Origin of the sequence: Pseudomonas sp. CP4, from assembly GCF_047758505.1 — a bacterium.
Lineage (GTDB): Bacteria > Pseudomonadota > Gammaproteobacteria > Pseudomonadales > Pseudomonadaceae > Aquipseudomonas > Aquipseudomonas fluorescens_AO.
Genome location: NZ_CP180489.1, coordinates 102,053 through 116,312, shown reverse-complemented (window position 1 = coordinate 116,312; position 14,260 = coordinate 102,053). Strand labels below are relative to the sequence as shown.

8 protein-coding genes are annotated in these 14,260 nt (G+C 61.8%); 1 reads left to right on the top strand and 7 read right to left on the bottom strand.

The features are described from left to right. Positions 1 to 17: 17 nt before the first annotated feature. The gene (locus ACMYUN_RS00445) at positions 18 to 242 is read left to right on the top strand and encodes a YgdI/YgdR family lipoprotein (protein WP_042610041.1); all 225 of its coding nucleotides are present in this window, start codon (positions 18 to 20) and stop codon (positions 240 to 242) included. A 113-nt stretch (positions 243 to 355) separates the two neighbouring features. On the opposite strand, the gene ACMYUN_RS00440 is transcribed toward ACMYUN_RS00445, so the two are convergent. The 7 genes from ACMYUN_RS00440 to ACMYUN_RS00410 form a co-directional block, all read right to left on the bottom strand. Next, positions 356 to 730: a hypothetical protein gene (locus tag ACMYUN_RS00440; RefSeq protein ID WP_415762397.1), complete on the bottom strand. Its 375-nt coding sequence runs from the start codon at positions 728 to 730 to the stop codon at positions 356 to 358. A gap of 239 nt (positions 731 to 969) precedes the next feature. Further along, positions 970 to 2,823: a polyurethanase gene (locus ACMYUN_RS00435; RefSeq protein ID WP_415764011.1), complete on the bottom strand. Its 1,854-nt coding sequence runs from the start codon at positions 2,821 to 2,823 to the stop codon at positions 970 to 972. Positions 2,824 to 3,168: 345 nt separating this feature from the next. Continuing rightward, on the bottom strand, positions 3,169 to 6,246 hold the full coding sequence (locus tag ACMYUN_RS00430; RefSeq protein WP_415762396.1) for an autotransporter domain-containing protein: 3,078 nt from the start codon (positions 6,244 to 6,246) through the stop codon (positions 3,169 to 3,171). Positions 6,247 to 6,478: 232 nt separating this feature from the next. Beyond that, positions 6,479 to 9,430 carry an autotransporter domain-containing protein gene (locus tag ACMYUN_RS00425; RefSeq protein ID WP_415762395.1) on the bottom strand — a complete coding sequence of 984 codons (2,952 nt, stop codon included), beginning with the start codon at positions 9,428 to 9,430 and terminating at the stop codon, positions 6,479 to 6,481. A gap of 193 nt (positions 9,431 to 9,623) precedes the next feature. Next, complete coding sequence (locus ACMYUN_RS00420) at positions 9,624 to 10,994, bottom strand: TolC family outer membrane protein (RefSeq protein ID WP_039761526.1); 1,371 nt, start codon at positions 10,992 to 10,994, stop codon at positions 9,624 to 9,626. A gap of 2 nt (positions 10,995 to 10,996) precedes the next feature. Then, positions 10,997 to 12,346 carry an HlyD family type I secretion periplasmic adaptor subunit gene (locus tag ACMYUN_RS00415; protein ID WP_039761528.1) on the bottom strand — a complete coding sequence of 450 codons (1,350 nt, stop codon included), beginning with the start codon at positions 12,344 to 12,346 and terminating at the stop codon, positions 10,997 to 10,999. Then, positions 12,343 to 14,118, bottom strand: coding sequence for a type I secretion system permease/ATPase (locus ACMYUN_RS00410; RefSeq protein ID WP_039761529.1), 1,776 nt, complete (start codon positions 14,116 to 14,118; stop codon positions 12,343 to 12,345). The genes ACMYUN_RS00415 and ACMYUN_RS00410 overlap by 4 nt, the downstream gene beginning before the upstream one ends. Positions 14,119 to 14,260: the final 142 nt, after the last annotated feature.

Below are 14,260 nucleotides of genomic sequence, written 5' to 3'. Positions count from 1 at the left end.
AGGAGTCAGAGGTGGGTATGAAAATCAAGATGCTGGGTATTCCTGTAGCGGTCGCAGCCCTGTTGGCGCTGGGCGGCTGTTCGACCCAGACCGTGGTGACGTTGCAGAACGGCACCCAGTACCTGACCGAGGACATGCCGAAAACCAAGACCGAAGACGGCTTCTATGAGTTCGAAGACATCTCCGGGGCCAAGGTCAAGGTTCGCGCTGATGAAGTCGCGACCGTGCGCAAGGAAGACTGATCCGCCGCCTTTCCCCTGTGGAAGCTGCCGAAGGCTGCGACCTTTTGATGTTGCTTCAAGCATTGAAGATCAAAAGATCGCAGCCTTCGGCAGCTCCTACAGGGATTGTTTCATTATTCGAATGCCGGCATGCCGGGAATGCTGCCGTCGCAGCTCAGGTAACTCCCGCCGCGTTTCACCAATTCCTCCTGCAACCGCTGGCAACGCTGGCGCTCCTGTTGATCCATTCGATCAATACTGAGATTGCCAGTCGTCTGTGGCGGCTTGTTCTCACCCAGGCGGATCGTCACGAACGGCTGCTCCGGCTGGATCTGAAAACGACTTTTCGGTTCGACCGGCTCAAGCGTTTCATCCTTCGCCGGGTCCGGCAGTTGATCGGAGGTGATGCCGTAACGGCTGAGAATCGAACTCTGAGGCAGATCGGCCCAGACACTCGCTGAACCCAGCGCCAGTGTGATAACGCCGATATACCCCTTGAAACCTTTCACGCATGAATCTCCTGTACTCGATGGCGGTTAGCTGAAGAACGTGTGTGCACGTGCTGGCTTTAGGCCGCATTTCCTGTTTTGCAGGGGTTTGAGTCGGAGAATGGCTTTCAAGTCACTTTTGGTACTGCGTCATCGTACTTCGCGAGCAGCCTCGCTCCCACAGGGAGTTGTGAACGACACAGCTCCGGTGTGGGAGCGATCCTGCTCGCGAAGGGTCCATCAAAGGCCAAGCATCAACCTCAGGCGATAACAACCCCGTCGGCGCTCAAACTGCCCAGTGCCACGCCGACCAACGTCACCGAATCCGCACCGAACGTCAGCACGGTGTCCTGCCCGACCGCCGACGAATGGGCACGCAAATCTTGCCCCGGCAACACGCCCTGCACGCCAAGAAACACCAGCGTGTCATCGGCCGTATAGCCAATCACACGGTCCTGGCCAAACGCGCCATTGAACAGAAACGTATCCGCGCCGCCGCCGGATTCCAGCAGGTCATTGCCAGCGCCACCGACCAACACATCATTGCCCGTACCGCCGAGCAAATGATCATCGCCGTCCAGCCCGAACAGCCAGTCACCGCCGGCATGCGCTTTCAGTGTGTCGGCGCCGGCCGTTCCTCTAACGCTTGATTCGTAAGCGGTGAGATTACTGCCGACTTTCAAACCGCTGGCAGTGACGCTGTGCAGCACGTCGTCCTTGAACACGCCCCAGAGAAACCCCGGCTCTTTGCTGACGATGCTGCCGATGTCGCGGGTGATGCTGATCCCGCCGTTGGCATCGCGGATGTACAGGTTGCCGGCGCCGTCATTGGCGAAATCAAAGCTTTTCACCGTCTGCTGCAAGTCAAGGGTGTTGCTGCCCTGCCCGCCCAGAATGATGTTGTAGCCGCCGCTGTCACGGAAGCTGTCATTGCCGGCGCGGCCTTCCAGATAGTCATTGCCGCTGCCGCCCTGGATCAGGTCGTTGCCGTCACTGCCGATGATGAAGGTGCTGCCCTTGTGGATCTCGGCGTTGCGGTTAAGGTCCTGGACCCAAGTGTTGGCCCGCGCCGGGTCGGAAAGGTTGGCGACGATGATGGTCGAGTCGCGGCTGGTCAGGTCGTAGAACTTCGACTCCAGCACGCGGGTCATGCCGTCGCCGTAGCCAGTGGGCAGGTGCGAAATCCACGTCGGGATATTCAGGATCGAATACGGCAGCACATTCCACGCGTTCGAGGCGTAGTGATCGTTGAAGCTGACGATATTGTCGGTGGTCGAGGCATGCGGCGCATCGTGCACGCCAACCGAAGCGCCAGTGAAAGTAGAGCCGTCGAGGGCACGAAACACCGGGTCGTTTTCGTAGCCGATATTCAGCACCTTGTCGGTGCTGCTCTGAGTCGGCGATGCGTAGGCGATGTAGTTGGAATCGGCGAAGAAGCCGTCCCACTTGCCAGCGCTCAAGTCAGCCATGCTGTTCACCGCCAGGCCGCCCAGGCTATGGCCGCTGGCCAGCACGTCCTTACCGCTGAGGCCGTTGGCCCGGGCGAATGCGACGACATCGTTGAGCAGATTGCCGAAGGCTTCGCCGACGTAGTTTTTTGCGTAATCGGCCGGGCCGAAGGCCGCGAGCAGATCGTTGATCACGTCGCCAATCGAGTCACCGATGAGAATCTCACGCGGGCCACTGGTGCCGCGAAAGGCGATACCCAGTTCAGTGAGGTGACCCTTGGCGTCGTATTTGCCGAGGATTTCCACCTGCGCGCTGGTGTAGCCGGCCTTCTCGCCGAAAAACGTCCCGCGTGCATCGGTCTTGCCTTCGTAGCCCAATTGCGCGGCGCTGATCGGCGTCCAGCCGGCCTTTTGCACCGCCTCGAGGGCGAGTTTTTCCGAATCGGGATTCCACGGGATACCGGGGATCACCCCTTGCGAATCGGTGCCGCCAATCAACGCGGTGACCAGCGTCGCCGGCAGACCGAGGCCAAAGCCGTTGTGCTGGTAACCGGCGGCGAAACCGTTATCGAGGTTGTGATAGGAGTACAGCGTGATCGCCATGGCATCGCTGAACAGCGCCTTGGAATCGGCCGTACCGAAGTGCTTGTAGTCGTATACACCCATTGCCATTGCCTCTCTTGTTGTTGGAATTGTCAGAGATAGCTCACAGCCAGAGCGCAGGGCTCCGGAGCATTCATTACGTCTTGCGATGACCCTCAAATATCATGTGTACGCAGTACCTGTGGGAGCGGGCTTGCTCGCGAAAGCGGAGTGTCAGACGGCACCATCTTGACTGACACTCCGCTTTCGCGAGCAAGCCCGCTCCCACATTTGGATCTCCTGCACAATTAAAATCTCCTGCCCATTTGGATCTCCTGCACAGTTGGATTTTTGTAATCGAACAATCCCATGTGCAGCGCTCCATTTTTGTGAAAAACCGGCAGCCGGTGAAGCGCTGCCGGTTACGCCTCAGAACTGCCAGTCGAGGGTCAGACCGACGCCATGATCGTTCTCGTTCGAGCCGATCAGGCCGTTGTAGTCGAGGTTGACCCGCACGTCGCGATTGAGCGCCAGCCCGGCGCGCACGCCGACTACGGCAGCGTCACGATCCATCGACACGCTCTGCACGGTGAACGCGCTGTTGCCGTTGGCGAACGCCAGATGGCTGTCGGCATCGACGCTGCTCAGGTTGTGCTGCCAGCCGAGGCTCGCGCCCAGTTCCAGCTGATGCTTATCCGACACGGCGAAGCTGCGCTTGGCGCGCACGCCGAGGGTCGACAGCACCACGTCGCGATTGTCCTCGCCGCCCTTGAGCGCGGCAGCGTCACCCTTCTCGGTGAAGCTGTCGGTGTTGAGGTGCACGTAGGACAGATTGGCGAACGGCTCCAGGTTCATCGGTTGCAGGCCCAGATCGTAAGCGGCCTCGGTGAACAGTTGCGCGGTGGTCGCGTCACGTTTGGTTTTCTGTTTGCCGCTGACGTCGCCGAACTGCAGATCACGCTTCACATCGATGCGATGCCAGCTGTAGGCGCCGCCGACGGTCAGGCGCAACGCGTCGATCTCATGGCCCAGATATGCACCCAAGTGGTAGCTGTCGACCGACGCCTGGGAATGCGTGCCGCTGCCCATGCTCAACGAGCTGTCGCTGTAACCGGTGACGAAACCGAGACGGGTGTCTTCAGCGATCAGCCCGTCGACACCGGCCAGCAGCCCGCCGATGGAGCTATTGGAATCGGCATTGTCGTGCCCGCCATCACTCTCGCCCCATGAGCCGAGGACCTTGACCCAGACGTTGCTGCGCTCATCAGTCGGCGCATCGGCATTGAACAGATCACGCTCACGCAGGCGTTCGCCGACGGCTTCGCGCAGGTAGCGGCTGTCGTTGATCAGCAGCGTGCCGATGGCCGGGTGAATCTCGCCGGACAACTGTTGAAAGGCCTGCTGCGCCGACGCGGCATTGGGCGACAGCAACAGGGTTTCGAACAGCGCATTGCCCGCGCCCAAACGCTCGGCGGCCGCACCAACGGCGCGCTGGTTCGGCGTCAGCCCGACGCTGGCGAACGATGCCTCATTGCGCCCGACTGCCAACTGAATGCCGCCCGCCGAATAATCCAGAGTGCCGCCGAGGAAAGCGTAATTCGGCAACACCTGGCCGAAGCGCCCTTCGATGCCTCCCGCCGCTTGCAGAATGTTGTAGCGAGTGCCGAGCAGGCTTTGCACTTCGCCGGTGCTGAGCAAGGTCGGGCTGTTTTCCAGCGACAGGCTCACCGCGGCGCCGTCGATGACCGCTTTGCCGCCCGCGACGATCTGATCGCTGCGGGTTGGCGACAGCTCTACGGCGTAGGTTGAGCCCGGCGCGAAGGTCACGTCACCCGCCACATTCAGGGTGCCGATCGAATTGCCCGGTGCCACCGTACCGCCGCTGTTCACCGCCAGCGCGCCGATGCGGCCGTTGCCGCCGAGGATACCGCCATTGTTGACGGTGACCGCCGATTGCAGCGAACCGTTGACGGCCAAGCGGCCCTGATTGACCAGGGTCGGGCCGCTGTAAGTGTTGTTGCCGGTCAGCACCAAAGTGCCGATGCCTTGCTTGGTCAGACCCCCATGGCCGCCGATGTCGTTGCGCCAAGTGTCGAGGCCGCACGTGATGTCGGTGCACACGCGCTCGGTGGGTTTGCCCTGATCGATGATCGCGCCGATGCCCGGCAAGTCAGCAACGAACTGGCCGGAGCCGTAAGCACCCTGTACGCGGAATTCCTCGGGAATGTCCTGCTCGGTAACGAACATCGCCGGGCCGTCGATGGCTTTGCGCAGGTTGATCATGCCCCAGCCGTACAAGGCGTCGATGCCCGGCGCGCCGAGGTCGGTGGCGGTGGTACGCAATACGCTGGCGACCTGGTCGCCGCTCATGTACGGAAAACGCTCCATCAGCACGGCGATGGAACCGGCGACGTGCGGTGCCGCCATTGACGTGCCGTTGTAGTTGGCATAGCTGGTGGTCAGGTTGCCGGCGTTGGTGCCTTCGATGATCGAGCTGTAGATCTTGGTGCCCGGTGCCGAGACGCAGTAACTCGCCGTATAGCCGCAGCGCGAGGAGAACGTGCTGATCACGTACGGATTGGCACTGGCGGTGTCCGGGTTCTGCTGCAACGCGGCGACGGTGATCCAGTTCGGCGCGATGTCCGGAACGAAGTAGCCGAGGCCGGCGATGGCATCCGGATTGTTCAGGTTGTAGTCGTTGCCGGCGGCAAAAATGGTGACGATGCCGCTGCGTGCGGCGGCAATCGCACCATCGTAGGCGCCGCCGGGTTTGGTGCCGAGCAAGGTGCGGATTTCGTTGAACTGCAACTGCGCGTCGTTGACAGTGAAATGCGGATACGCCGGATCGCGACCACCCAGGTCGAAGCGGTCGGTAATGCCGATGCCCCAACTGTTGTTGATGATCCGCGCACCGCTGGCGATCAGCGCATCCCAACCGGCCTTGTACACCGCGCCGTCGTTGCCGCGCACGATGCCGTCTTCCGGCCCCGGGTCACCGTTGTCAGCGCTGATGATCTGCGCACCGAATGCGACGCCATGCATCACCCCACCATCGCGACTGCCCGCCGCGATGCCGCCAACGTGAGTGCCGTGGGCGCCGAGCTTGCCATTGGAGCCGACCGAGGGCGAACCGTCATAGAGAAATGCATCACCGGCCTTCACCGGAATGTACGGGTCGGTGTATTCGCGGATACCGCTGGTGACCAGAGTCACGACTTTGTTGCTGCCGGAGAACTCCGGATGCGCGGCGTAGACCGGTTGATCGAAGATGCCCAGTTTCACGCCTTTGCCGGTGTAGCCGGCGGCATAGGCATAATCCGCACCGATCGCGCCCAAGCCCCAATCAGCCTTGAATTCGCTGCTGCGCCAACTCGACGGATCGCCGTTGCGGCCGTTTTCCACGTACGGCGCTGCCTGCGCCAGCGCACTGGCACAGAGCATCGCGACTGTCAGGGTTTTCAGGGCAAAGCGGCCACCCGATTGCGCGGGGGTATTGTTGTTATCCATCCACGACCTTCCTTAGTGATGTTGCGAAAAATCCGGTTGCCTGTGCTGCCGTTGATCGTTCCCGCGCTCTGCGTGGGAATGCCTCTAGGGACGCTCCGCGTTCCAATGGGACGCAGAGCGTCCCTGGCTGCATTCCTTTGCTGCGCGTGGGAACGATCAACACAGGTTTTGCGACTGCTGCGCAGTCGAGCGGGGATAAATCCCCTCGCCACAGTGGCTCAAACGAATGCAATCAGAACTGCCAGTTCAGGCTCAGGCCAACGCCATGCAGCTTCTCGCGGCTGGCCAGTTGGCCGTTGTAATCGAGGTTGACCCGCACGTCCTTGCTCAAGGCCAGACTGGCCTGCACGCCGACCAGTGCGGCATCGCGCACCAGCGCCGAGCTCTCCACGGAATACGGCGTACCACCGCTGGCAAAGCGCAAGTGCTGTTCCGATTCGATATCGCTGAGGCTGTGCTGCCAGCCGAGACGGGCGCTGACGTCCAGCGCTTGCTGGCTGGAAAGGTTGAAGGTTTTGCTCGCCCGCACGCCCAAGGTGCTCAACACCGCATCACGCTGATCGCCAGAACTTTTCAGCGCAGCGGCATCGCCCTTCTCGGTAAAGCCTTCGGTGTCGAGATGCAGGTAAGTCAGGTTGGCGAACGGTTCGAGCGCCAAAGGTTGCAGCTGCAAGCGATACGCCGCCTCGGCGAACACCTGCGTGGTGCTCGCATCGAGCTTGGCTTTTTGCTTGGCGCTGACCTCGTCGTATTGCAGATCGCGCTTCACATCGCCGCGATGCCAGCTGTACGCCGCACCGCTGCTCAAGCGCCAGGCGCCGATGTCGTGCCCGACGTAAGCGCCGAGGTGATAGCTGTCGACTTTCGCCGAAGAATGCGTGCCCGAACCCATGCTCAAGGAGCTATCGCTGTAGCCGGTGACCAGACCGATGCGAGTGTGCTCGTTCAGCGCGCCGTCGACACCCGCCAGCAAACCGCCGATCGAGGCGTTGTAGCCGGCCGTGTCGTGGCCCGAATCGGTGCTGCCCCAAGCGCCGAGGGCTTTGATCCAGCCGTTGCTGCGGGTCGCGGACTCATCGTGCAGCCGCTCGCCGACCGCATCACGCAACTGGCGGCTGTCGTTGATCAGCATCGTCCCCAGCGCCGGATAAATCTCGCCGCTCAGTTGCTGGAAGGCTTGCTGGGCCGAGGCTTGAGTCGGTGCACGAAGCACGCTTTCGTAAACCGAATTGCCAGCGCCCAGACCTTCGACTGCCGCCGCCACCGAACGCTGGTTCGGCGTTTGCCCGACGCTGGCGAAGCTTGTGGCATTGCGCTGGATATTCAGCTGAATGCCGCTTGCGGCGTAATCGAGGGCGCCGCCGATGAACAGGTAGTTCGGCACCACCGCAGCGAACTGCCCTTGCACGCCGCCGGCCGCTTGCAGGATGTTGTACTGGCGACCGAGCAGGCTTTGCGCTTCGGCGCTGCTGAGCAAGGTCGGGCTGTTTTCCAGCGCCAGACTGACGCTGGCGCCGCTGATGGTTGCCGTGCCGCCGGCAACGATGCGGTCACTGCTGGTGGGCGATAGCTCGACGGCGTAAGTCGAGCCTGGGGCGAGTGTCACATCGCCGGCGACGTTCAAGGTGCCGATGGAATTGCCCGGTGCGACCCGGCCGCCGCTGTTGGCGGTCAATGCGCCGATGCGTCCGGAGCCGCCGAGGGTGCCGCTGTCGTTGACGGTGACCGCTGAAGTCAGCGAACCGTTGACGGTCAGCAGACCGCCGTTGACGGTGGTCGGGCCGCGATAGGTGTTGTCGCCGCTGAGCAGCAACTGACCGGCGCCGGACTTGATCAGGCTGCCCTGATACACCCGGTTCGCCGCTGCCGCATCACGGAGCATGCCGACCGCGTAATCGGTCTGGTCCTGCTGACTGGCGCCGGCCGCAACGCCGTTCTGCCAGCCTTTGTCCTGCAGGGTTTGCTGCCAGGCGCTGTGCTCGGCGAGGTCTTCGTTTTGACGCTGGAGCAGTGCCTTGTCGGAGATGTCATTGCTCCAGACATCGCGCTGCCCTGCCCCCAGATTGGCATCGAACGCACCGAGCAATTGCCCCGGCCCGCGCATCGCCCGGTTGAGATTGGCGACACCCCAGCCGACGCGCTCGTTCGGTGCGTCAGTGACCGAGCCGTCGAGCTGGGTGGCGGTGGTCAGCAGCACCTCGAGCGCTTGCTGGTTGTTCATGTACGGATAGCGTTCCATCACCAGCGCCAGGGCGCCGGTTGCGTGCGGCGCCGCCATCGAGGTGCCGGACTTGATGCCGTAGCCGCCGCCGGGAATGGTGCTGTCGATCTTCGCCCCCGGCGTAGTGATGCACCAGTATTTGGCGATGCCGCACTGGTTGTACTTCTGCTGATTGCCCTGATCGAGCCCGGACACCGCCAGCCAGTGCCCTTCCAGATCCGGCTGAAAGTACGGCAGCGCCGAACGTACGCTGGCATTCGGGTAGCCGCTGTTGCCAGCGCTGAAGACGTTGATCACACCGCGCCGGGAAACGTCGGCAGCGGCGTCGAGCCACGTGCCTTTGTTCCAGTGTTGCGCGTAGGCGGCGTGCAGGTCGGCCAAAGTGCGATAGCTGACATCCGGCGGCTGACTGCCCCAGCTGTTATTGATCGCCCGCACGCCGGCGTCGGCGAGGCTGTCGTAGACCGCTTTGAAATAACGCGGATCAGGGCCGGGGCCGAAAAGGAAACTGTCGTTCTTGTTGGTGTTGCCGACGTAGATCTGCGCGTTGTACGCCACGCCGTGCATGCCGCTGCCATCACGGGCAGCGCCCATGGTCCCGACGACGTGGGTGCCGTGGGAATCGTTGTTCGGGTTGAGCGTGCCGTCGACGTTGAACACTGAGCCATCGACGTAGCTGCCGCTGGCGGAGACCGGGTGATAGCGATCGGCGGAGAATTCCGGGTGGGCGACATCGAAACCGGAATCGAGCGCGCCGATTTTCACGCCCTTGCCGGTGATGCCGGCGGCGTAGGCCTGATCGGCCTGCATGCGTTCCAGGCCCCAGTCACGCAGGAACTCGGCGCTGCGCCAACTGGAGGGATCGCCGGGCTGGCCGGGTTCCAGGTATTGCGCCTGAACCTGGTTTGCAGAAATTACAAGCAACAGGGTACCGACCGAAATCGGCTTGATGCGTACGTCCATGTTCATCACTCACGTTTTTGTTGTTTTGTTCAGGGCTGAATTGCGGTGTCGCCCCTTCCCCTCACCCCAGCCCTCTCCCCGAGGAGAGGGAGCCGATTTGTGTTGATGTCAAAACCTGCGTCCGGCTCGGTCGTTCAGGTCGATGCGGCTATCGCAGGCCACTCGGTCAGTCCCCTCTGCCTCTGGGAGAGAGTCAGGGTGAGGGCTGTTGCGCGACCACAAATGCTTCGTCCACCCGCGCCAGATCCTGCTCATTCAGCGTCCCGGCGTAGTAATGCAATTTGGTCCAGGCCATCAGGTAGTCGTAACGCGCCTGGGCCAGGTCGCGGCGGGTGGTGAACAGTTGCTGCTCGGCATTCAACGCGTCGAGGTTGGTCCGCTCGCCGCCCAGAATGCTTTGTCGGGTCGAGACCACCAGCGCCTCGGCCGACTTCAAGGCCTTCTGATAAGCGCGCAATTTGCTCACCCCGGACAGGCAGGCACTGAACTGTCGGCGCAGTTCGATCAAGGTTTCGCGGGTTTTGCCATCCAGTTCGTACTCAGCCTGTTCCATGGTGCGGCTGGCCTGGCGCGTCGAGGCCGACACGCCACCGCCGGCGTATAGCGGCACGCTGACTTCAAGGCCAATGGTGTTGGTTTCGTAGCGCTGGTTATAGGTGTTGCCGCTTTCGGACTCGTTGTCGCGCATCGAGGCGTAGGCACTGACTTTCGGCAGATGCCCGGCGCGGTTGCGCTCGACTTCGTAGCGCGCCACTTCTACGGCCTGACGTTGCGAAGCGAGGTTCGGGTTGTTGCTGATCGCCAGTTCATGCCAGGTGTCGAAGTTCGCCGGTTGCAGCGTGAAGGTCTGGAATTGCTGACCAAGCGGCGCCAGATCGCCGATATCCACCGCCGGCACGCCCACCAGCGCGCCAAGTTCGCGCAAGGCCGCATCCTGCTCGTTACGCGCTTCGATTTCCTCGGCAGTCGCCAGCTCATAGCGCGACTCGGCTTCGAGAATATCGGTGCGCGTGCCCTCGCCCTGCTTGAACATGTGTTCGTTCTGCTGGAACTGTTGCTCGTAAGCCTTCTTCTTCGCCTGGGCGATATCGATCTGGTCCTGGGCGAACAAGGCTTTGGTGTAATTGTCCAGCACGCGCACCAACAGTTCCTGACTCTTGCCGCGAAAGGCTTCGTCGGCAAACAACGACTGCGCGACACCTTTGCGATACGCCGCGTAAGCCTCGTAATCAAGCAACGGTTGTTGCACCGTCAGCGCCGAGCCGTAACTGTTGTAGTTGCGCTCATCGGTGCGGTTGCGCGCGCGATCATCCAGAGACGTAGCCTTGGACGAGTTGCGGCCCTTGTTGTAGGTGTAGCCGATCCGAGGCAGCAGCCCGGCGCGACCAATCACACGGTTTTCAAGGCCGGCATCACGCTCCTTGATCGCGCCAAGGAACACCGGATCGTTGCGCAACGCCTGTTCGTAAATCTCGAATGGCCCCATGGCCGCGACTGCCGAGTGACTCGCGAGCAGCATCATCGCGGCACCCAGCATTGAAAGCTTTTTCATACAGCCGAACATCCTTATTCCTCGGTCAACGCAGAACCGGCGCGATCGAGCAGCGGCTTGAACAGGTAGTTGAGGAGTGAACGCTCACCGGTGCGCACGAACATTTCCGCCGGCATGCCGGGCTTGATCACCAGGCCGTTGAGCTTTTCCATGGCCTGATCGCTGACGCTGCTGCGCAACACGTAATACGGCACGCCGGTTTTCTCATCGACCATCTGGTCGGCGGAGATCAGGCTGACTTCGCCGGGCACGCGCGGGGTTTTGCTCTGGTTGAACGCGGTAAACAGAATGTCCACCGGCAAATGCGTGCCGACCTTGTCGATCAGGTTGATCGGCAAGTGACCTTCCACTTCCAGGGTGGTGCCTTGCGGAACGATCTCCAGCAGGGTTTCGCCCTGACGCACCACCGCGCCTTCGGTGTGCACACCGAGGTTGACCGCCACGCCATCGGCGGTGGCGAGGATCTCGCTGTGTTGCAGGTCGAAACCGGCGGAGGTCAGCTGTTCGGACAGCGTCACGCTTTTCAGTTGCGCGTCGGCCAGTTGCGTGCGCACTTCCTTCTGGTACTCCTCGCCGTGCTGCTGCAACTTCAGGCGCGATTCAAGGATGCCCTGCTCCACACGCCCGCTTTCACCGGTGTTTTCCGCCAGTTGCTGCTGCACTTGCGACAGTTGCCGCTGGTAATCCATCAAGCGGTTGCGCGGGATGTAACCGTTGTCGGCCAGCGGTTGCAGATTGCTCAACTGTTGCTGCAAGGAACTGGCCTGGGCATTGAGGTCGCTGCGGGCGCGGCGCATGCCGGCCAGTTGTGCAGTGGCGCCTTCGATGTTGGCGCGCAGTGCCGCTTGTTCCCGGGAGAACGCTTCGCGGCGGCTGCTGAACAATTGCCGCTGGCCCTCCAGCACCAGCGCCAGGCGCGGGTCCGGGTCGTTGCTCAGCTCGGCCGGAAAGGTTACTTGTTTGAGGTTGTCGCGCTCGGCCTGCCAGCGCGCGAGGCTGGCCCAGGCCATGCGGTATTGCGCCTGCAGCGATTGCACATCGGCGGCGACCTGAGTCTGATCGAGGCGGAACAGCGGCTGGCCCTGCTTCACGATCTCGCCTTCGCGCACCAGAATCCGGCTGACCACGCCGCTGCTCATCGACTGCACAGCCTTGCGTTTGCCCGACACCACCACCGTGCCTTGCACCGGAATGCCCTGATCCAGCGGCGCCAGTGCCGCCCAGGTGAAGAAACTGCCAGCGCCGACAATGGCCAGAATCCAGCCCATGCGCGCGAAGAATTTCGCATCGCGCTCCGGACGTTCGGTGAGGTAGGCGTGTTCCATGTTCGCTTCGTTTTGCGTGTTCATGCTGACGCTGCTCATACACCCGAATTCCTTGTCGAGGGCTGATACTGCCGGCTCATGCTGAGCCCGCCCGGTGCTTGTGCAGCTTTCTCGCGTTGCTGTTCCTGCTGGCCGGACAGTGCCTTGAGCACATCCTGACTCGGGCCGAACGCCTGCAAACGACCATCGTTGAGCACCAGCAATTTGTCGGCCTGAGCCAGTACCGAAGAACGATGCGTGACCAGAATCACCGTGGTGCCCTGGGCCTTGAGCTGGGCTATAGCGCTGGCCAGTGCCGCTTCGCCGACGGTGTCGAGGTTGGAATTGGGTTCATCGAGCACCACCAGACTTGGCGTGCCGTACAGCGCGCGGGCCAGGGCTACGCGTTGTTTCTGGCCACCAGACAAGCCGCTGCCGTCCTCGCCCAGTTTGGTGTCGTAGCCTTGTGGCAAGCGCAGGATCATTTCGTGGACGCCGGCCTGTTGCGCGGCGGTGACGACTTTCTGCGCGTCGGCTTCACTGAATCGCGCAATGTTCTCGGCAATGCTGCCGCTGAACAGCTCGATGTCTTGCGGCAAATAACCGATGTAAGGGCCGAGTTGATCACGGTTCCACCGATGAATATCGGCGCCGTCCAGTCGCACCGTGCCGCCCAGAACTGGCCACACGCCGACCAGCACCCGGGCCAGGGTCGATTTGCCGGAACCGGAGGCGCCAAGCACACCGAGCACTTCACCTGCGCCCAGAGTGAAATTGACCAGGTGCAACGTCGCCGCACGCTGCCCGGGCGGCCCGGCGCTGACTTGTTCGAAGGTGATCTGGCCTTTCGGTGCCGGCAGCGCCATCGCCTCATCGCTGGGTGGAAACGCCTGCAACAGCGCATCGAGACGACGGTAAGCCAGCTTCGCCCCGCTCCACTGCTTCCAAACGGCGATCAACTGGTCGATCGGGCTCAGCACCCGGCCCATCAGGATCGAACCGGCGATCATCATCCCCGCCGTCATGTCGCCCTTGATCACCAGCAACGCGCCCAGGCCCAGCACAAGGGATTGCAGGCACAGACGCAGGGTCTTGCTCAACGAACTGATCACCGCGCCGGTGTCGCTGGCCTGGTTCTGCAAGCCGAGAAAGCGCGAATGCACGCCGAACCAGCGCTTGCGCAGCGCGCCGAGCATGCCCATCGCCTGAATGGTTTCGGCGTTGTGCAAGTGGCTGGTGGCCAACTGGCTGGACTGTTGGGAAAACCCGGCAGCCTCGCCAAGCGGCTTCTTGGTCATGTATTCGTTCAGGCACGCCAGCGCGATCAGCAGCAACGCGCCCGCCGTCGCCAGCACGCCGAGCCAGACGTTGAACAGGTAGATGACAAACAGATAGACCGGGAACCACGGTGCGTCGAAGAAGGCGAACAACGCCGGGCCGGTGACGAACTGGCGGATATGAGTCAGATCGCCCAGCGACTGCCCGGCATTGCCTTCGCCCTTGAACAGGTTGCGCTCGAACGCCGCCTGGTAGACGCGCAGATTGAAACGACGCTCCAACTGGCTGCCGATGCGAATAACGATAAAGCTGCGGATCACTTCCAGCAGGCCGATGAAAGCGAAGAACCCGACCACCATCAACGACAGCATTGCCAGGGTGGTTTCGTTCTGTGACGACAGCACCCGGTCATAGACTTGCAGCATGTAGATGGACGGCACCAGCATCAGCACATTGATCAGCGCGGTGAAACAACCTACGCTGATCAAGATGCTCTTATAGTCACCCAGTGCCTTTATTAACGGAGCGGTGGCTGGGGCCTTCGCCATCTTCATTGATTTTTCCTGAACAGTATTCATCGCCCCTGAGAGGCGAGACTTCAATTAATTAAGCGACCAATCCGAATTACACTTCCGCGGCGCCCATTTACACTTTCATAACAACTAGCGCTGATTAACGCAGTGCAGTTGACTTTAT